Source organism: Pseudacidovorax sp. (assembly GCF_017991995.1).
GTDB lineage: Bacteria > Pseudomonadota > Gammaproteobacteria > Burkholderiales > Burkholderiaceae_C > Xenophilus.
Genome location: NZ_JAGOPN010000002.1, coordinates 251853 through 270600 on the forward strand (window position 1 = coordinate 251853; position 18748 = coordinate 270600).

An 18748-nucleotide genomic window follows, 5' to 3' on the forward strand; every position below is an offset into this window, starting at 1 on the left:
CCCCTGATCAAAAGGCCGCGGAGCAGGCCATGTCAGGGCACCCGAGGAACTGGCTTTGCCAGGCCTCTGGGTGCGCCCCCCTCCAAGCCGAAGGCGCCAGAGAGGGGCTGAGGGCCGCGGCTCCAAGACTGCCAGTGCAGGCTTGGACGTGCCCGAAGAGCAGCCGCCTCTGGCGGCCGCCCGGAGCCGCGAAGCGGCATGGGGGGTGTTTATCGGTTTCTACAGTCGTTGCACACGCCGTAGAGCGACATGGCATGGTCCTGCAACTCCCAGCCCTTGTCCTTGGCGATCATCTGCTGGCGGCGCTCGATCTCGGCGTCGTAGAACTCCTCGACCTTGCCGCAGACGGTGCACACGAGGTGGTCGTGGTGCGTGCCCTCATTGAGTTCGTAGACGGCCTTGCCGCTCTCGAAGTGGCTGCGCTCCAGGATGCCGGCCTGCTCGAACTGGGTCAGCACGCGGTACACGGTGGCCAGGCCGATGTCGGAGCGCTCGTTCAGCAGCACGCGGAACACGTCTTCGGCCGTCATGTGGCGCTGGCCGCCGGTCTGGAAGATCTCCAGGATCTTCAGGCGGGGAAGGGTGGCTTTGAGGCCGGTGCTCTTGAGTTCTTCGATGTTGCCCATGGTGGATTCCGGCATTGGCGAGGCGGGTGGCATGCCCGCGCTGCCTGTGGGTCGGAGCCGCCCTGGCAGAGGCCGGCCGCTACAATGCCCGGATCATATCGCCACGCTTTTTCCCCATGCCTGGACAACTTCTCCGCCCGAGCGGCTTTCGTCTGGCGGCCGTCCTGCTGGTCGGCGTCGGCATCGCCGGCTGCAGCAGCACCGGTGATCGTGTGCGCGGCGCCCTCAACGCGATCACGCCGTACAAGGTCGAGGTGGTGCAGGGCAACTTCGTCTCCAAGGAGCAGGTGGACGCCCTCAAGACCGGCATGTCGCGCCAGCAGGTGCGCGAGATCCTGGGCACGCCGCTGCTCACCGACGTCTTCCATGCCAACCGCTGGGACTACGTTTTCACCATCCGCCGCCAGGGCGTCGAGCCGCAGCAACGCCGCCTGACGGTGTTCTTCGAGGGCGACACGCTGGCCCGCTTCGAGGGCGACACCATGCCTTCCGAAGAGGAATTCGTCGCCACGCTGGACACCCGCAAGCGCAGCGGCAAGGTGCCCGAGCTGCAGGCCTCGGAAGACGAGCTCAAGAAATTCAAACCGGCCGTGTCCGCGTCGCCCACGCAGGACCTGCCGCGCAGCACCCAGCCGCTGCCGCCGAGCTACCCGCCGCTCGAAACCCGCTGAACCTTCTCCCCAGGCCGCCGGTCGCCGCCGTCGCAACGCGGCCGGCCCGGCGGCCTTTGTTGTTCTTGCCCTCCCGCACCGAAAGCGAACGCGCATGACCGCCGCTCCCGTCGCCTCCTCTCCGTCTTCCGCCTCGCACCGCATCGCCGTCGCGGGCGCCTCCGGCCGCATGGGCCACATGCTGATCGAGGCGGTGCGCGCCGCGGACGACTGCCAGCTGGCCGGCGCCCTCGACCGCGAAGGCAGCCCCACGCTGGGCGGCGATGCGGGCGCTTTCCTGGGCTTTGCCTCCGGCGTGGCCGTGACGGCCGACCTGCGGACTGGCCTCGCCGGTGCGCAGGTGCTGATCGACTTCACCCGCCCCGAAGGCACGATGGCCCATCTGGCCGTCTGCCGCGAGCTGGGTGTGCAGGCCGTGATCGGCACCACCGGCTTCAGCGATGCGCAGAAGGCCGAGATCGCCGAGATCGCCAAGGACATCGCCATCGTCATGGCGCCCAACATGAGCGTCGGCGTCAACGTCACCTTCAAGCTGCTGGAGATGGCGGCCAAGGCGCTTTCCACCGGCTACGACATCGAGGTCATCGAGGCCCACCACCGCCACAAGGTGGACGCCCCCTCGGGCACCGCGCTCAAGATGGGCGAGGTGATCGCCGACGCGCTGGGCCGCGACCTGAAGGACTGCGCCGTCTACGCCCGAGAAGGCGTCACGGGCGAGCGCGACCCCTCCACCATCGGCTTCGCCACCATCCGCGGCGGTGACATCGTGGGTGACCACACCGTGCTGTTCGCCGGCACGGGCGAGCGCATCGAGATCTCGCACAAGTCCAGCAGCCGCGCCGGCTATGCCCAGGGCAGCCTGCGCGCGGTGCGCTTCCTGGCCGGCCAGAAGGCCGGCCTGTTCGACATGTTCGACGTGCTCGGCCTGCGCTGAGCGCGCCATCCCCTCCAACGCGACCGCGCGAGCAGACGATGGGTGCCCTTTCGCTGCTGGACCAGGCCGACGCCGTCGGCCGCGGCGTCGCCTTGTTGCTGCTGCTGATGTCGGTGGCCAGCTGGGTCACGCTGCTGTGGAAGGCCTGGGTGCTGCGTGGCGGTGCCGGCCGGCTGGCCCGCGCAGTGGCGCTCTTCTGGCAGGCGCCGGACGTGGGCGAGGGCGTGGCCCGACTGGCCGGGCTCGACCCGCGCCGCCAGGTGCTGCCGCTGGCGCAGGCCGTGCAGTCGCTGCCTGCGCGCACGGCGCCCGACACGTTGCAGGCCCTGGGCCAGCCGCAGGCCCCGCTCACCCGGGCGCTGCGCGATGCGCTGCAGGCCGTGCTGCGCCAGCTGCAGGCGGGGCAGATCCTGCTGGCCACCATCGGCGCCACCGCCCCCTTCGTCGGCCTGCTCGGCACGGTGTGGGGCATCCATGGCGCGCTGGTCAGCATCGCCGGCCAGGCGGGCGGCTTCACCATCGACAAGGTGGCCGGTCCGGTGGGCGAGGCATTGATCATGACGGCCTTCGGTCTGGCCGTGGCCTTGCCGGCCGTGGCGGCCTACAACGTTTTCGGCCGCATCATCGGCCACATGGAGGCCGAGCTCGAAGGCTTCGCGCATGACCTGCTGGCCGTGTTCGCGCCCGAGCCGGCGACGGCACCGCTGCCCCCTGCACGGCCGATGCCGGTGACGGCCTGATCGCCGCTCTGCCGCTTGCTACAGCTGGGCGAGCTCTCATCCCCACCACGCAGGACGACCCCGCACCATGGCCTTCGGCCGCAGCACCGACCGCCTGAACCCGCGCACCGGCCCCGCTGCGCGGCCCATGGCCGACATCAACGTCACGCCACTGGTGGACGTGATGCTGGTGCTGCTGGTGATCTTCATCGTGACGGCGCCGCTGATGGCCAGCTCGATCCGCCTCGACCTGCCCGCTGCAGGGGCCGCCGCGCCGATGGAGCAGCCGCGCGCCATCACCTTGGCGCTGGACGCGCAGGGCCGTCTGTTCGTGGACGACCAGCCTGTTGCCGATGCCAAGGCGCTGACGCAGCGGCTGCGCACCGCCGCCGCGGGCGTGCCGGACATCGAACTGCAACTGCGCGCCGACCGCAGCCGGCCCTATGGCGAGATCGTCACGCTGATGGACGCGGCGCGCGAGGCGGGCATCCAGCGCATCGGCTTCGTGGCCGAGCCGGCGTCCATCGATCGCGCTGGCGCGTCGCCACGCTGAGCAACTGCGTCGGCCGGCGCATCGGCCAAAAGCAGGCTTGGCCGCCGGTCCGTGGCCGACCGCCTCTTGCCCGCAGCGGCGCCAAACGGTGACCGCGCGCCGCCCTCAGCCCGCCTTGCCCAGCACCACCGGCCTGGTGCGCCAGATGTCGTGTGCGTACTCGGCGATGGTGCGGTCGGACGAGAACGCCCCCATGCCCGCCACGTTCAGGATGGCCTTGCGCGCCCAGGCGTCGGCGTCGCGGTAGAGCGCGTCCACCTCGGCCTGCTTGGCCACGTAGGCCGCGTAGTCGGCCAGCAGCAGGTAGTGGTCGCCCCAGTTCACCAGCGTGTCGAACAGGCCCTGGTAGCGCCCCGGCTCGCCCGCCGAGAAGGCGCCCGACTGGATCGCGTCCAGCGTGCGCTTGAGCTCGGCATTGCCTTCGTAGAAGTCGCGTGGCCGGTAGCCCTTGGCGCGGATCTCGGCCACCTGCGGCGTGGTGTTGCCGAAGATGAAGATGTTGTCGTCGCCGACGTTCTCCTTCATCTCCACGTTGGCGCCGTCCAGCGTGCCGATGGTCAGCGCGCCGTTGATGCCGAACTTCATGTTGCCGGTGCCCGAGGCCTCGGTGCCGGCGGTGGAGATCTGCTCCGACAGGTCGGCCGCCGGCATGATGATCTCGGCCAGGCTCACGGAGTAGTTGGGCAGGAACACCACCTTCAGCAGCTTGCCCACGCGCTCGTCGGCGTTGATGACGGCGGCCACGTCGTTGATGAGCCGGATCACCTGCTTGGCGGTGAAGTAGGCCGAGGCCGCCTTGCCCGCGAAGATCACGACGCGCGGCACATGGTGGCCGTGCGGATCGTCCAGGATGCGGTGGTAGCGCGTGACGACGTGCAGCACATTCAGCAGCTGGCGCTTGTACTCGTGGATGCGCTTGACCTGCACGTCGAACATGGCGTCGGTGTCCACCACCACGCCCATGTGCTGCTCGATCCAGTTGGCCAGGCGCAGCTTGTTCTCGCGCTTGGCATGGCGGAAGGCGCGCACGAAGGTGGGCTGCTCGGCCATGGGCTTGAGGGCTTCGAGCTGCGACAGGTCGCGCCGCCAGCCGCGGCCGATGCGCTTGTCCAGCAATGCGGCCAGCGGCGGGTTGGCCTGCGCCAGCCAGCGCCGGGGCGTGACGCCGTTGGTCTTGTTGTTGAAACGCTCAGGAAACAGCCGGGCGAAGTCCGCGAAGATGGACTGCTTCATCAGCTCCGAATGCAGCGCCGACACGCCGTTGACCGAATGGCTGGCCAGCACCGCCAGGTAGGCCATGCGCACGCGCCGCTCGCCGGATTCGTCCACCAGCGACAGCCGGCGCATCAGGTCGGTGTCCTGGCCCACCTGGGCGGCCACCTCGCCCAGGAAGCGGGCGTTGATGTCGAAGATGATCTGCAGGTGGCGGGGCAGCACGCGGCCGAGCATCTCCACCGGCCAGGTCTCCAGCGCTTCGTGCATCAGCGTGTGGTTGGTGTAGCTGAAGACCTTCTGCGTCTGGGCCCAGGCGTCGTCCCAGCCCACGTCGTATTCGTCCACCAGCAGGCGCATCAGCTCGGGGACGGCCAGCACCGGATGGGTGTCGTTCAGGTGGATGCTGACCTTCTCGTGCAGCTGGTCGAAGCCCGTGTGGGTGCGCAGGTATCGGCGAACCAGGTCCTGCACGCTGGCGCTGCAGAAGAAGTACTCCTGGTGCAGGCGCAGCTCCTTGCCCGACAGGGTGGAGTCGTCGGGGTAGAGCACGCGCGAGACGTTCTCGGAGTGGTTCTTGGTCTCGACCGCCTCGAAGTAATTGCCGCGGTTGAAGGCCGAGAGGTCGATCTCTTCGGTGGCGCGGGCCGACCACAGCCGCAGCGTGTTGGTGGCCTGCGTGCCGTAGCCCGGAATGATGGTGTCGTAGGCGATGGCCAGCACGTCGTGGGTGCCCACCCACTTGGCGGTGCCGTAGGCCTGGCGGCCTTCCACATGGCCGCCGAAGCGCACCCGGTACTTGACCTCCGGCCGCTGGAATTCCCAGGGATTGCCGCGCGTGAGCCAGTAGTCGGGCGTCTCTACCTGCTGGCCGTCGATGATGCGCTGGCGGAACATGCCGTATTCGTAGCGGATGCCGTAGCCCATGCCCGGCACGCCCAGCGTGGCCATCGAATCGAGGAAGCAGGCGGCCAGCCGGCCCAGGCCACCATTGCCCAGCGCCGCATCGGGCTCGCGCTCGGCCAGGGCGCTGACGTCGATGTCGAAGTCGGCCAGCGCGGCCTTGACCGTGTCGTACAGGTCGACGGCCAGCAGGGCGTTGGTGAAGGTGCGGCCGATGAGGAATTCCATCGACAGGTAGTACACGCGCTTGACGTCCTGCGCATAGCTGGCGCGGGTGGTGGCCATCCAGCGCTCGACCAGCTGGTCGCGCACGGCCAGGGCGGTGGCGGCGAGCCAGTCGTCCTGGCTGGCGGCCACCGGGTCCTTGCCGACGGCGTACATGAGCTTGGTCGCCACGGAGCGCTTGAAGGCGGCAACGTCACGATCGGGATGGTCGTATTCGAAGTCGGCTGGAGTCATGGCGTTCTTGAAAGCTTTCGTGGATGGGAAGGGGCCCGGCGCCGAAGGTTCCCCAGCATTTAATGGGCCAGGGCCTCCCGGTAGACCGTGAGATAGTGCTCAGCGGCGGTGCCCCAGTCGGCCGGCCGGCGCATGGCGGTGGCCCGCACGCGGCGCCAGTCGGCGGGTCGCTCGTACAGGGCGAAGGCCCGGCGCAGGGCGCGGGCGTAGTCCTCGCCCTCGAAGCGCTCGAAGACGAAACCGGTGGCCGTGCCCTCGGCCATGTTCTCCAGCGCGCAGTCCACCACCGTGTCGGCCAGGCCGCCCACGCGGTGCACCAGCGGCAGGGCGCCGTAGCGCAGGCCGTACATCTGCGTCAGGCCGCAGGGCTCGAAGCGCGAGGGCACCAGCACCACGTCGGCGCCGCCGAAGAGGCGGTGGGCCAGCGGCTCGTCGTAGCCGATGCGCGCAGCGATGCGCTTGGGCTGCGCGGCGGCGCGCTCGCGGAAGGCCTGCTCCATCCAGGCGTCGCCGCTGCCCAGCAAGGCCAGCTGGCCGCCGCGTTCGAGCAGCCCGTCGATGCCGCCCAGCACCAGGTGCAGGCCCTTCTGCTCGGTCAGCCGGCTGATCACGATGAACAGCGGCGCGCGCTCGTCCACCGCCAGGCCCAGCTCGTGCTGCAGGGCCGCCTTGCAGCGGGCCTTGCCTGCCATGCGCCGGCCCTCGGGCATGGAAAAGCGCTGCGCCAGGTGGCTGTCGGTGGCGGGGTTCCACACCGTCTCGTCCACCGCATTGAGGATGCCGTGCAGCGCACCGCTGCGCGCGCGCAGCAGGCCGTCGAGGCCGAATCCCTGCTCGGGCGTCTGGATCTCGCGGGCGTAGGTGGGGCTGACGGTGGTGATGCGGTCGGCGTAGAACAGGCCCGCCTTCATGAAGGACACGTCGCCGTGGTATTCCAGTCCCTCGACCTGGAAGGCTTCGGGCGGCAGACCCAGCTCGGCGAAGGCCCAGCCGCCGAACTGGCCCTGGTAGGCCAGGTTGTGGATGGTGAAGACGCTGCGCACGTCCGCGCCCTGGCCGCGCTGGCGCGCGAAAGCCAGGTAGGCCGGCGCCAGGCCGGCGTGCCAGTCGTGCGCATGCAGCAGCTCGGGGCGCCACAGCGGGTCCAGCCCCTGGGCCAGCAGCGCGGCCGCCCAGCCCAGCATGGCGAAACGGCGGTGGTTGTCGCCGTAGGGCTGCTTGCCTGGTCCTTCGTAGGGGTTGCCGGGACGGTCGTACAGGGCGGGCGAATCGACCAGGTAGGTGGGCAGCAGCCGGCCGGCACCGCCGTCGATGTAGCCGAAGCGCAGCAGGGCCGGCTCGCCCCAGGGTGCGTGGAACGTCGCCACCGGCCGGGCATCGGCTACGCCGGCCGCGATGGCGGGAAAGGCGGGCAGCAGCACGCGGGCGTCGGCGCCCGCGGCCGCCAGGGCCAGGGGCAGGGCGCCGGCCACGTCGGCCAGGCCGCCGGTCTTGAGCAGCGGGAACAGCTCCGCGCTCACTTGCAGGATGCGCATCAGGCCGAGCCACCCTTTCCGTAGCTGGCGAGGTTCTCCACCGGCTGCTGCAGACCGAGCCGGCGCAGCATCTCGCGCGTGATCAGCACCACGCCGCCGGCCGTGCGCTCGAAGCGCTCGGCGTCGGCCACCGGGTCCTCGCCCACGATCAGCCCGTCGGGCAGCACGCAGGCGCGGTCGATCACCACCTTGCGCAGCTTGCAGCCGCGGCCGATGGTCACGTCGGGCAGGATCACCGCCTCCTCGATGTCGCAGAAGGAATGCACCCGCACGCCGGAGAACAGCACCGAGTTGCGCACGCCGGAGCCCGAGACGATGCAGCCGCCCGAGACGATGATGTTCACCGCCTGCCCCGGGTTGCCGTCGCGGTCGGGCACGAACTTGGCCGGCGGCAACTGGCGCTGGTAGGTCCAGATCGGCCAGTCGTCGTCGTAGATGTCCAGCTCGGGCGTGATGGAGGCCAAGTCGAGGTTGGCCGACCAGAAGGCGTCGATCGTGCCCACATCGCGCCAGTAGGGCACCACGCCCTGCACCCGGCTCACGCAGGACATGCCGAAGGGATGCGCCAGCGCCCGGCCCTCGGCCACGGCACGCGGGATGATGTTCTTGCCGAAGTCGTGCTCCGATTCGGGGTTGTCGGCGTCTTCCTCCAGCAGGCGGTAGAGGTACTCGGCATCGAAGATGTAGATGCCCATGCTGGCCAGCGCCACATCGGGCTTGCCGGGCATCGGGGGCGGGTCGGTCGGCTTCTCGATGAAGGCGGTGACGCGGCGGGATTCGTCCACGGCCATCACGCCGAAGGCCGTGGCCTCCTCGCGCGGCACCTCGATGCAGCCGACGGTGCAGCCGCCGCCGTTGGCCACGTGGTCGCGCAGCATGATGGAGTAGTCCATCTTGTAGATGTGGTCGCCGGCCAGCACCACCACGTAGTCGTGCCGGTGCGAGCGCGAGCGGATGATGTCCGCGTTCTGGTAGACGGCATCGGCCGTGCCGCGGTACCAGTGGTCTTCGCTCACCCGCTGCTGGGCCGGCAGCACTTCCACCATCTCGCCGAACTCGGCGCGCAGGAAGTTCCAGCCGCTCTGCAGGTGGCGCATGAGCGAATGCGACTTGTACTGGGTGACCACCGCCACCCGGCGGATGCCGGAGTTGATGCAGTTGGACAGCGCGAAATCGATGATGCGGAACTTGCCGCCGAAGAAGACGGCCGGCTTGGCGCGGCGGTCGGTCAGCTGCTTGAGCCGCGAGCCCCGGCCGCCGGCCAGGACCAGGGCGATGCTTCGTCGCACCAGCTGATGGGTTTCGAGGGAATGGTCCATCCCGTGAGTCTCCTGTGGGGTCGGTGTCGGTCTTGTGGAAAGCAAAGTCAGCCGTCGTCAGGCCGGCCCGGCCAGCCAGAGCGTGCCGGACGGCACCGTCTCGTGGGTGGACAGGTTGCGCGGCGCGGTGGGTGTCTCGTCGTCGGTGGCCAGGTGCAGGTGCCAGTCGCCAGGAGGTAGCACGAACGGTGCCGGGCCATCCCCGGCGTTGACCAGCAGCAGCCAGTCGCCCTCGCCCGCCTCGCCCTCGAAGCGGACGGCCATGGCGTGGGCCTGGCCGCGTTCCCAGTCGGCGGGCTCCATGGGACGGCCCTCGGGCGCCAGCCAGCGCAGACGGGGTTCGTTCGCGGCCGGCTCGGCGGGCCACCAGCGGGTGCGGCGCAGCGGCGCCGCGCGGCGGCGCAGGGCCGTGAGGCGGGCGGTGAAGTCCACCAGCGCGGCATCGGCGCGGGTCCAGTCGATCCAGGTGGTCTCGTTGTCCTGGCAGTAGGCGTTGTTGTTGCCGCCCTGGCTGTGGCCCAACTCGTCGCCCGCCAGCAGCATGGGCGTGCCCTGGGCGCACATCAGCGCCGCCAGCAGGGTGCGCGCCAGGCGCCGGCGGCGGGCCAGGACGGCCGCGTCGTCGGTGTCGCCTTCCACGCCCTGGTTGTGGCTGAGGTTGTGGGCATGGCCGTCGCGGCCCTGCTCGCCGTTGGCCAGGTTGTGGCGCTCGTTGTAGCTGAGCAGGTCGCGCAGGTTGAAGCCGTCGTGCGCGGTGATGAAGTTGACGCTGGCCGTGGGCGCCCGGCCGTCGTGGTGGAACTCGCCGCTGGAGCCGGCGAGCCGGTGTGCGAACTCGCCGCGGCCGACGGCACGGTGCAACCAGAAGGCGCGCTGCGTGTCGCGGAAGCGGTCGTTCCATTCCAGCCAGCCGGGCGGGAAGGCCCCCAGCTGGTAGCCGCCGGGGCCGATGTCCCAGGGCTCGGCGATCAGCAGCGCCTGCGAGAGCACCGGGTCCTGCAGGCAGGCGGCCAGGAAGGGTGCGCGGGCGTCGAAGCCGCCATCCGTGCCGCGGCCCAGCATGGGCCCCAGGTCGAAGCGGAAGCCGTCCACGCCCAGCTCGGTCACCCAGTGGCGCAGGGCGTCCATGGCCAGCTGCACCACGCGCGGCTCGGAGAAGTCCAGGCAGTTGCCGCAGCCGCTCCAGTTCTCGTAGAAGGCCGGGGCGTCGGCGCGCAGCCGGTAGTAGAGGGCGTTGTCGATGCCGCGCAGCGAGAGCGTCGGGCCCAGCTCGTCGGTCTCCGCGCTGTGGTTGAACACCACGTCGATCACCAGTTCCATGCCGCGCGCATGCACCGCCTCGGCGAGGGCACGGAACTCGGCCACGGGACTGCCGCCTTCGCTGGCATAGCGCGCCTCGGGCGCGAACCAGCCGATTGGGCTGTAGCCCCAGTAATTGGCCAGGCCCAGCTTCTGCAGACGTTCTTCGTCGGCGCGGTGCTGCACGGGCATCAGGCTCAGCGTGGTCACGCCGAGGCGATGCAGATGGTCGAGCACCGCCGGCTGGGCCAGGCCGGCATAGCGGCCGCGGTGCTCCGGCGGCACGGCCGGATGCAGCATGGTGTGGCCCTTGGGGTGCAGCTCGTAGAGCACCCGTTCGCCCGCCGCGATACGCGGCCGCGGCACGGCCAGCGGCGGCAGCGGGGCGGTCACGCGGGCCTTGAGGGCGATGGCGGCGTTGTCGCGCGTGTCGCGCACCTCGGGCTGGCCCGGGACATGGCCCAGGAAGAGGTCTTCGCCCCGGTACTGGCCGACCACCTCGCGCGCATACGGGTCCAGCAGCAGCTTGGCCGGGTTGAAGCGCTGGCCTTCGTGCGGCGCCCAGGGGCCGTGCACGCGCCAGCCGTAGACCAGCCCGGCGCGCGCCGCCGGCAGCAGGCCGTGCCAGACGCCGTCGGTGCAGTGCGCGAGCTTCAGACGCTGCTGCTCGTGGCGGCCCTCGGCGTCGAACAGGCACAGCTCCACCGCTTCGGCCCGCGGTGCGACGAGGGCGAAGTTGACGCCGCCGCCGGGCAGGAGCGTGGCGCCGAGGGGATGCGGCCGACCGGCGAGCAGGCTCATGCGAGGGTCCACCACGTCACCGCCAGCGGCGGCACGGCGATCGCCAGGTGCTGGTCCTGGCCGTGCATCGGCTCGGGCACCGTGTTGGCCATCCCGTTGACCACGCCGCTGCCGCCGAAGCGTTCGCTGTCGGTGTTGAGCACCTCGCGCCAGGCGCCGGCCCGGGGCACGCCCACGCGGTAGTCGTGGCGCACCACGGGCGTGAAGTTGGCCACCGCCAGCAGCAGGGCGCCGTCGGGGGCGCGGCGCACGAAGGCGAAGACGGACTGCGCCTCGTCGTCGTGCACCATCCATTCGAAGCCCTGCGGCTCGCAGTCCTGCTCGAACAGGGCCGGAAAGTGGCGGTACAGGCGGTTGAGTTCGCGTACCAGGCGCTTCACACCCTGGTGCGGCGCCTCGTCGAGCAGGTGCCAGTCCAGGCCGCGGTCGTGGCTCCATTCGCGCGTCTGGGCGAACTCGCCACCCATGAACAGCAGCTTCTTGCCCGGATAGGCCCATTGCCAGCCGTACAAAAGCCGCAGCCCGGCAAAGCGCTGCCAGTCGTCGCCGCCGGCCATCTTGTCGATGAGCGGGCCCTTGCCGTGCACCACCTCGTCGTGCGACAGCGGGAGCACGAAGTTCTCGCTGTGGGCGTACATCAGGCCGAAGGTGATCTGCCGGTGCTGGTGGCGGCGGTGCAGCGGATCGGTGTGGGCGTAGGCCAGCGTGTCATTCATCCAGCCCATGTTCCATTTGTAGTGGAAGCCCAGGCCGCCAGCTTCGGGCGGCTGGGTGACGCGGGGGAAGCTGGTCGATTCCTCGGCGAAGGTGACGGCGCCCGGCCGCTCGGTGCCCACCACCTGGTTCATGCGGCGCAGGAAGGCGATGGCCTCCAGGTTCTCGCGGCCGCCGTGTTCGTTGGGCAGCCACTCGCCGTGCGGGCGGCTGTAGTCCCGGTACAGCATGGAGGCCACCGCATCCACCCGCAGGCCATCGATGCCGAAGCGCTCCAGCCAGTAAAGCGCATTGCCGACCAGGTAGTTGCACACCTCGGTGCGCTTCCAGTTGAAGATGAGCGTGTTCCAGTCGCGGTGGAAGCCCTCGCGCCGGTCCTCGTACTCGTAAAGGGCGGTGCCGTCGAAGCGCGCCAGGCCATGCGCGTCGGTGGGAAAGTGCGCCGGCACCCAGTCCAGGATCACGCCCAGCCCGGCGGCATGGGCGGCCTGCACGAAATGGCGAAAGTCCTCCGGCGTGCCGAAGCGCGAGGTCGGCGCATACAGGCCGATGGGCTGGTAGCCCCAGGAGCCGTCGAAGGGATGTTCGCTGACGGGCAGCAGCTCCAGGTGGGTGAAGCCCAGCCCGGCGGCATAGGGCACCAGCGTCTCGGCCAGCTCGCGGTAGCTGAGCCATTCATGGCCGTTCTTGCGGTGCCAGGAGCCCAGGTGCACCTCGTAGATGCTGATGGGCGCGTCGCGCCGGTTGGCGGCAGCGCGCTCGGGCGGCAGCGGCAGGGGCGGCGGCAATTCGCGAACCACGCTGGCGGTGCCGGGCCGCAGGCGGGCGCCGAAGGCGTAGGGGTCGGCCTTGCGCAGCAGCGCCCCGTCCGCGGCCAGGATCTCGAATTCGTAGGCATCGCCCGGCTGCACGTGCGGCGCGAAGATCTCCCACACGCCGCATTCGGGGCGCCGCCGCATCAGGTGGCGGCGACCGTCCCAGGTGTTGAAGTCGCCCACCACCGACACGCGGCGCGCATGCGGCGCCCAGACGGCAAAGGCCACGCCGTGCACGCCGGCCTGGACGCGCGGATGCGCGCCCAGCACCTCGAAGGGCCGCAGGTGCGTGCCTTCGGCCAGCAGCCACACGTCCAGGTCGGACAGCACGGGCCCGAAGCGGTAGGGGTCGTGCAGGCGGGAGGCATGGCCGTCGTCCCACTGCACCTGCAACAGGTAGCCCAGTTCGGCCGGGGCGGAGGGCACCAGGGCGGCGAAGACATCCGAGTCGCCCTGGCGCTGCAGCACCGCCAGCGGATCGCCCGAGGCCGCATGCAGCACCGCCACCTGACGCGCCCCCGGCAGCAGGGCCGCGATGCGCAGCCCGCCGGCCACGCGGTGCGGGCCGAGCACGGCGAAGGGGTCGCCATGCTCGGCCCGCATGAGGGACTGGATTTCGCCGTCGGAAAGCATTCGGAAAAGGGGGAAGGCGAAGAGGACGCCGCAGGGGTTCCAAATGTAGCGAATACCCTGGGCCGTCCGACGGGACGGGAGGCCAGGGCGGTACCGGTGGTCGCCCGCGCCGCAAGCGAGAAACGGGCCACCCCGTGCGGCCTGCGCCAAGCCCTGATAATCGCCGGTCCCCGGCCCGCCCTGCGCCGGGCGCCTGTGCCAAGCCCATGAATCCCACCTACCAACCGAGTGAAGTCGAGTCCGCCGCCCAGGCCGACTGGACCGCCGCCGATGTCTACCGCGTGACCGAGGTCGCGGGCAAGAAGAAGTACTACGCCTGCTCCATGCTGCCGTACCCCAGCGGCAAGCTGCACATGGGCCATGTGCGCAACTACACCATCAACGACATGCTGGCGCGCTACCTGCGCATGAGCGGCTACAACGTGCTCATGCCCATGGGCTGGGACGCCTTCGGCCTGCCGGCCGAGAACGCGGCGCTCAAGAACGGCGTGCCGCCGGCCAAGTGGACGTACGAGAACATCGCGTACATGAAGGGCCAGCTCCAGGCCATGGGCCTGGCCATCGACTGGAGCCGCGAGGTCGCCACCTGCGACCCCAGCTATTACAAGTGGAACCAGTGGCTGTTCCTCAAGATGCTCGAGAAGGGCATCGCCTACCGCAAGACCCAGGTCGTCAACTGGGACCCGGTGGACCAGACCGTGCTGGCCAACGAGCAGGTGATCGACGGCCGCGGCTGGCGCACCGGCGCGCCGGTCGAGAAGCGCGAGATCCCCGGCTACTACCTCAAGATCACCGACTACGCCGAAGAGCTGCTCGACCACGTGCAGCACAAGCTGCCCGGCTGGCCCGAGCGCGTGCGGCTGATGCAGGAGAACTGGATCGGCAAGAGCAGCGGCGTGCGCTTCGCCTTCACGCACGACATCCGCGGCGCGGACGGCGCCCCGATCCAGGACGGGCGCCTGTACGTCTTCACGACGCGCGCCGACACCATCATGGGCGTGACCTTCTGCGCCGTGGCGCCGGAGCATCCGCTGGCCACCCATGCGGCGCAGAGCGATCCGAAGGTCGCCGCCTTCATCGCCGAATGCAAGGCCGGGGGTGTGACCGAGGCCGAGCTGGCCACGCAGGAGAAGAAGGGCGTGCCCACGGGCCTCACGGTCACGCACCCGATCACCGACGAGCAGGTGCCGGTCTGGGTCGGCAACTACGTGCTGATGAGCTATGGCGACGGCGCCGTCATGGGCGTGCCGGCGCATGACGAGCGCGACTTCGCCTTCGCCAACAAGTACGGCATCCCGATCGTGCAGGTGGTGCTGGTGGACGACGAGCCGCACTTCGACTTCCACCGCTGGCAGGACTGGTACGCCGACAAGGAACGCGGCGTCACCATCAACTCCGACAACTTCAGCGGCATGCGCCACCAGGAGGCGGTCGACGCCGTGGCGCACGCGCTGGAGGAAAAGGGCCTGGGCGCCAAGAAGACCACCTGGCGCCTGCGCGACTGGGGCATCAGCCGCCAGCGCTACTGGGGCACGCCGATCCCCATCATCCACTGCCCCGACTGCGGCCCCGTGCCCGTGCCCGAGCAGGACCTGCCCGTGGTGCTGCCCACCGACTGCGTGCCCGACGGCAGCGGCAATCCGCTGAACAAGCGCGAGGACTTCCTCGCCTGCACCTGTCCCACCTGCGGCAAGCCGGCCCGCCGCGAGACGGACACGATGGACACCTTCGTGGACAGCTCGTGGTACTTCATGCGCTACTGCGACCCGGCCAACGACCAGGCCATGGTGGCCGACGGCGCCCGCTACTGGATGCGGGGCCAGGGCGGCGCCGCGGGCGGCAGCGGCATGGACCAGTACATCGGCGGCATCGAGCACGCCATCCTGCACCTGCTGTACGCGCGCTTCTGGACCAAGGTGATGCGCGACCTGGGCCTGGTGACGATCGACGAGCCCTTCACCCGCCTGCTCACGCAGGGCATGGTGCTCAACCACATCTATTTCAAGCGCAACGCCAAGGGCGGCAAGGACTACTTCCCGCCCGCCGAGGTCACGCCCACGCTGGACGCGCAGGGCCGCATCACCGGCGGCACCACGGCCGACGGCACGGTGGTCGAGTACGGCGGCGTCGGCAAGATGGGCAAGAGCGAGCGCAACGGCGTCGATCCGCAGGAGCTGATCGAGAAGTACGGCGCCGACACCGCGCGCCTGTACACCATGTTCACCGCGCCGCCCGAGGCCACCCTGGAGTGGAACGACGCGGCGGTGGAAGGCAGCTTCCGCTTCCTGCGTCGCGTGTGGAACTTCGGCCAGGCGCTGGCCGCGATGCCCGCCGCCGATGGCGCCGCGCCCGGCAAGGCCGCCAAGGCCCTGCGCCGTGAGGTGCACACCGTGCTGCGCCAGGTCGACTACGACTACCAGCGCATGCAGTACAACACCGTCGTCTCCGGCGCGATGAAGCTGCTCAACGCGCTCGAAGGTTTCAAGGCCGAGGGCGAGGAAGGCGGCGTGGCCGCGCTGCGCGAAGGCTTCGGCATCCTGCTGCGGGTGCTCTACCCGGTCACGCCGCACCTGACGCACCAGCTGTGGAAGCAGCTCGGCTACGCCGATGCGCAGGGCGTGTTGCTCGATGCGCCCTGGCCCGTGGTCGACGAAAGCGCCCTGGCGCAGGACGAGGTCGAACTCATGCTGCAGATCAATGGCAAGCTGCGCGGCGCCGTGGTGGTGCCGGCCAGCGCCGACAAGGCCGAGATCGAGGCCCTGGCCGTGGCCAGCGAGGCCTTCACCAAGCATGCGAACGGCCAGGCCGTGAAGCGTGTGATCGTGGTGCCGGGTCGCCTGGTCAACGTGGTGGTGGCATGACGACGGGCGCGCGCCTTGCCGGGCGGCCGTCGGACACGGCGCAGCGCGTCTCGCGCCGCGGCCTGCTGGCGGGCGCGGCCATGCTGCCCTTGGCCGCGCTGCTGGGCGGCTGCGGCTTCCGGCTGCGCGGGGCCGCGCAGTTTCCCTTCCGCTCCATCGCCGTGACCGGCGTACCGGGCGTGGCCGCCGAGCTGCGCCGCGCCTTGCGCGGCCAGGGCGACCTGAAGGTGCTGGCCAACACCGACCCGGTGGCCGAGGCCGAGGCCATCTGTGAGCTCAGCGACGAGTCCCGCAACAGCGCCATCCTTTCGACCAATTCCACGGGCCAGGCCCGCGACCTGTCGATCACGCTGCAGATCAGCTACCGGCTGCGCACCAAGGACGGCCGCGAGCTGATCCCCAAGACCTCGATCACGCTGTCGCGCGACATCAGCTACAACGAGAACACCGTGCTGGCCAAGGAAGCGGAACAGAACTTCCTGTACCGCGACATGATGCAGGACATGGCCCAGCAGCTGGTGCGCCGCCTGGCGGCGGCCAAGCCGCCCGCCGCGTCCTGAGTCCGTCGTCCCGATGCAACTGGCCGCCGCCCAGCTCGACGCGCACCTGGCCAAGGGCCTGCGCACCCTCTACACCGTGCACGGCGACGAGCCGCTGCTGGTGCAGGAGGCGGCCGACGCCATCCGCACGGCGGGCCGCGCGGCCGGCTACACCGAGCGCAGCAGCTTCACCGTGGCCGGCGCCCACTTCGACTGGAGCAGCGTGCTGGCCGCGGGCGGCTCGCTCAGCCTCTTCGCCGATCGGCAGCTGATCGAGATCCGCATCCCGTCGGGCAAGCCCGGCAAGGACGGCAGCACCGCCCTGCAGCAGATCGCCGAGGGGGCCTCGGCCAGCGACGGCACGCTCACGCTGGTCTTCCTGCCGCGGCTGGACAAGATGACCAAGAGCGGGGCCTGGTTCGGTGCCCTGGAGTCGCACGGCGTCACGCTGCAGGTCGACCCGGTCGAACGCGGCGCCCTGCCGCAGTGGATCGCCCAGCGCCTGGCGCGCCAGGGCCAGCGCGTGAAGGCCGGGGAGGAGGGCCAGCGCACGCTGCAGTTCTTCGCCGACCGGGTGGAGGGCAACCTGCTCGCCGCCCATCAGGAGATCCAGAAGCTGGCCCTGCTGCATCCGCCCGGCGAGCTGGGCTGGGAGCAGGTCGAGGCCGCCGTCAACAACGTGGCCCGCTACGACGTGTTCAAGCTGTCGGACGCAGTGCTCTCGGGCAACGCCCCGCGCGTGGCCCGCATGCTCAGCGGCCTGCAGGCCGAGGGCGAGGCGGCGGTGCTGGTGCACTACACGCTGGCCGAGGACATCCGCGCCCTCAAGCGCGTGCGCGACGCCATGGAGGCGGGCCGTCCGCTGCCCATGGCCCTGCGCGAGAACCGCATCTGGGGCCCGCGCGAGCGCGCCTTCGAGCGCGTGCTGCCGCGCCTCACGCCGCGCGCGCTGGCCCGCCTGCTGCGCGCCGCGCATGTCACCGACGGCATCGTCAAGGGCCTCAAGCAGCCCGACTGGCCCGCCGACCCCTGGCAGGCGCTGCAGCGGCTGGGGCTGATGACGGCGAAGCTGTGCGCGTGAGCGCTGCAGAAGACGCCCCCATCGCCATCGTCGGCGCCATGCACGAGGAGCTGGCGGCCCTGCTTGCCGCCATGCCCGACGAACAGGCCGAGACGGTCGCCGGCCGCCAGTTCTGGCGCGGCCACCTGGAGGGCCGGCCGGTGGTCGTGGTGCTCTCGCGCATCGGCAAGGTCGCCGCCGCCACCACGGCCGCCGTGCTGCTGGCGCGCTACGGCGTGCGGGCCGTGCTCTTCACCGGCGTGGCCGGCGGCCTGGGCGACGGCGTGGCCGTGGGCGACGTGGTGGTGGCGCGTGAGCTGCTGCAGCACGACATGGACGCCTCGCCGCTCTTTCCGCGGCACGAGGTGCCACTGACCGGCGTGGCCCGTTTTGCGGCCGACGCCGCGCTGGCCGACGCCCTGGCCGCCGCGGCGCAGGAGGTGCTGGCCGCGTTGCCCACGCACCTGCCGGCCGAGGTGCAGGCCGAGTTCGCGCTGACGCAGGCGCGGCTGCACCGCGGCCTGATCGTGAGCGGTGACCGCTTCGTCGCCACGGCGGCGGAGAGCGCGGCGCTGCGCAACGCGTTGCCCGATGCGCTGGTCGTGGAGATGGAAGGCGCCGCCGTCGCCCAGGTCTGCCACGACTGGGGTGTTCCGTTTGCGGCTGTGCGCACCGTCTCCGATCGCGCCGACGACGCGGCCCATGCCGACTTCGGCCGCTTCGTGGCCCGCGTGGCCAGCCCGTTCAGCGCGGCCATCGTGCGGCGGGCCCTGACGCGGCTGTAGCTTCCAGCTCGCGCCAGCCGGGCACGTGCGCCGTGAGCAGGGCCTTGAACAGGCGCCCATGATTGGGCAGGCGCAGGTGCAGCAACTCGTGCACGATGACGTAGTCCTGGAAGTCTCCGGTCCGGTGCACCAGGTCGTAGGCCAGTGTCACCGTGCCACTGGACGTGCAAGAGCCCCACTTCCTGTCCATGTCCTGAACGCGCACGGTTCGAGGATTGACCCGCAGCCTGACGGCCCAGGCCATGGTCCGCTGCCGCAGTTCCTGCACGGCGTCGCCAGATCCTCTGCGGCGCCCCGCAGCACGCCGCGC

General features: G+C 70.5%; 15 protein-coding genes. 8 read left to right on the forward strand and 7 right to left on the reverse strand.

Annotation, left to right across the window (positions count from 1 at the left end):
* Positions 1–209: 209 nt before the first annotated feature.
* A complete protein-coding gene (fur, locus tag KBC94_RS03540) occupies positions 210–626 on the reverse strand; it encodes a ferric iron uptake transcriptional regulator (protein ID WP_076505370.1) in 417 nt (138 codons plus the stop codon).
* 116 nt (positions 627–742) lie between these two features.
* On the opposite strand from fur, the gene bamE reads away from it, so the two are divergent.
* The 4 genes from bamE (at position 743) to KBC94_RS03560 (ending at position 3503) form a co-directional block, all read left to right on the forward strand.
* Positions 743–1297 (forward strand): outer membrane protein assembly factor BamE, encoded by a 555-nt coding sequence (bamE, locus tag KBC94_RS03545; RefSeq protein ID WP_294366369.1) that lies wholly within the window; start codon positions 743–745, stop codon positions 1295–1297.
* Positions 1298–1391: 94 nt separating this feature from the next.
* Complete coding sequence (gene dapB, locus KBC94_RS03550; RefSeq protein ID WP_294366370.1) at positions 1392–2231, forward strand: 4-hydroxy-tetrahydrodipicolinate reductase; 840 nt, start codon at positions 1392–1394, stop codon at positions 2229–2231.
* Positions 2232–2269: 38 nt separating this feature from the next.
* Entirely contained in the window at positions 2270–2971 is a 702-nt protein-coding gene (locus tag KBC94_RS03555) for a MotA/TolQ/ExbB proton channel family protein (protein WP_294366372.1), read from the forward strand.
* A 67-nt stretch (positions 2972–3038) separates the two neighbouring features.
* Positions 3039–3503, forward strand: a complete 465-nt coding sequence (locus KBC94_RS03560; protein WP_294366374.1) for a biopolymer transporter ExbD — start codon at positions 3039–3041, stop codon at positions 3501–3503.
* Positions 3504–3608: 105 nt separating this feature from the next.
* On the opposite strand, the gene KBC94_RS03565 is transcribed toward KBC94_RS03560, so the two are convergent.
* Genes KBC94_RS03565 through glgB form a run of 5 tightly spaced genes read right to left on the reverse strand, consistent with a single transcriptional unit; the run spans position 3609 to position 13193 of the window.
* Positions 3609–6077 (reverse strand): glycogen/starch/alpha-glucan phosphorylase, encoded by a 2469-nt coding sequence (locus tag KBC94_RS03565; RefSeq protein WP_294366376.1) that lies wholly within the window; start codon positions 6075–6077, stop codon positions 3609–3611.
* Positions 6078–6136: 59 nt separating this feature from the next.
* On the reverse strand, positions 6137–7612 hold the full coding sequence (gene glgA, locus KBC94_RS03570; protein ID WP_294366377.1) for a glycogen synthase GlgA: 1476 nt from the start codon (positions 7610–7612) through the stop codon (positions 6137–6139).
* On the reverse strand, positions 7612–8931 hold the full coding sequence (glgC, locus tag KBC94_RS03575; RefSeq protein WP_294366378.1) for a glucose-1-phosphate adenylyltransferase: 1320 nt from the start codon (positions 8929–8931) through the stop codon (positions 7612–7614). Before glgC ends, glgA begins: the two co-directional genes overlap by 1 nt.
* Before the next feature lie 57 nt (positions 8932–8988).
* A complete protein-coding gene (gene glgX / locus KBC94_RS03580; RefSeq protein WP_294366380.1) occupies positions 8989–11031 on the reverse strand; it encodes a glycogen debranching protein GlgX in 2043 nt (680 codons plus the stop codon).
* A complete protein-coding gene (gene glgB, locus KBC94_RS03585) occupies positions 11028–13193 on the reverse strand; it encodes a 1,4-alpha-glucan branching protein GlgB (protein WP_294366381.1) in 2166 nt (721 codons plus the stop codon). The genes glgX and glgB overlap by 4 nt, the downstream gene beginning before the upstream one ends.
* Before the next feature lie 206 nt (positions 13194–13399).
* Between glgB and leuS the strand changes: the two genes are divergently transcribed.
* Genes leuS through KBC94_RS03605 form a run of 4 tightly spaced genes read left to right on the forward strand, consistent with a single transcriptional unit; the run spans position 13400 to position 18438 of the window.
* Positions 13400–16054, forward strand: coding sequence for a leucine--tRNA ligase (gene leuS, locus KBC94_RS03590; protein ID WP_294366382.1), 2655 nt, complete (start codon positions 13400–13402; stop codon positions 16052–16054).
* The gene (lptE, locus tag KBC94_RS03595) at positions 16051–16614 is read left to right on the forward strand and encodes an LPS assembly lipoprotein LptE (RefSeq protein ID WP_294366383.1); all 564 of its coding nucleotides are present in this window, start codon (positions 16051–16053) and stop codon (positions 16612–16614) included. Before leuS ends, lptE begins: the two co-directional genes overlap by 4 nt.
* A gap of 13 nt (positions 16615–16627) precedes the next feature.
* Positions 16628–17674: a DNA polymerase III subunit delta gene (holA, locus tag KBC94_RS03600; RefSeq protein ID WP_294366386.1), complete on the forward strand. Its 1047-nt coding sequence runs from the start codon at positions 16628–16630 to the stop codon at positions 17672–17674.
* Between the two features lie 38 nt (positions 17675–17712).
* Positions 17713–18438, forward strand: coding sequence for a 5'-methylthioadenosine/adenosylhomocysteine nucleosidase (locus tag KBC94_RS03605; RefSeq protein ID WP_294366770.1), 726 nt, complete (start codon positions 17713–17715; stop codon positions 18436–18438).
* On the opposite strand, the gene KBC94_RS03610 is transcribed toward KBC94_RS03605, so the two are convergent.
* Complete coding sequence (locus KBC94_RS03610; protein ID WP_294366388.1) at positions 18398–18706, reverse strand: M48 family metallopeptidase; 309 nt, start codon at positions 18704–18706, stop codon at positions 18398–18400. The two genes, KBC94_RS03605 and KBC94_RS03610, sit on opposite strands and share 41 nt — an antisense overlap.
* Between the last annotated feature and the right edge of the window lie 42 nt (positions 18707–18748).

Coding starts and splice junctions, on each gene's coding strand:
- KBC94_RS03555 (WP_294366372.1), top strand. CDS start 2,270: ATGGGTGCCCTTTCGCTGCTGGACCAGGCCGACGCCGTCGGCCGCGGC.
- glgA (WP_294366377.1), bottom strand. CDS start 7,612: ATGCGCATCCTGCAAGTGAGCGCGGAGCTGTTCCCGCTGCTCAAGACC.
- holA (WP_294366386.1), top strand. CDS start 16,628: ATGCAACTGGCCGCCGCCCAGCTCGACGCGCACCTGGCCAAGGGCCTG.
- KBC94_RS03565 (WP_294366376.1), bottom strand. CDS start 6,077: ATGACTCCAGCCGACTTCGAATACGACCATCCCGATCGTGACGTTGCC.
- glgB (WP_294366381.1), bottom strand. CDS start 13,193: ATGCTTTCCGACGGCGAAATCCAGTCCCTCATGCGGGCCGAGCATGGC.
- dapB (WP_294366370.1), top strand. CDS start 1,392: ATGACCGCCGCTCCCGTCGCCTCCTCTCCGTCTTCCGCCTCGCACCGC.
- leuS (WP_294366382.1), top strand. CDS start 13,400: ATGAATCCCACCTACCAACCGAGTGAAGTCGAGTCCGCCGCCCAGGCC.
- KBC94_RS03560 (WP_294366374.1), top strand. CDS start 3,039: ATGGCCTTCGGCCGCAGCACCGACCGCCTGAACCCGCGCACCGGCCCC.
- bamE (WP_294366369.1), top strand. CDS start 743: ATGCCTGGACAACTTCTCCGCCCGAGCGGCTTTCGTCTGGCGGCCGTC.
- fur (WP_076505370.1), bottom strand. CDS start 626: ATGGGCAACATCGAAGAACTCAAGAGCACCGGCCTCAAAGCCACCCTT.
- glgX (WP_294366380.1), bottom strand. CDS start 11,031: ATGAGCCTGCTCGCCGGTCGGCCGCATCCCCTCGGCGCCACGCTCCTG.
- lptE (WP_294366383.1), top strand. CDS start 16,051: ATGACGACGGGCGCGCGCCTTGCCGGGCGGCCGTCGGACACGGCGCAG.
- KBC94_RS03605 (WP_294366770.1), top strand. CDS start 17,713: ATGCACGAGGAGCTGGCGGCCCTGCTTGCCGCCATGCCCGACGAACAG.
- glgC (WP_294366378.1), bottom strand. CDS start 8,931: ATGGACCATTCCCTCGAAACCCATCAGCTGGTGCGACGAAGCATCGCC.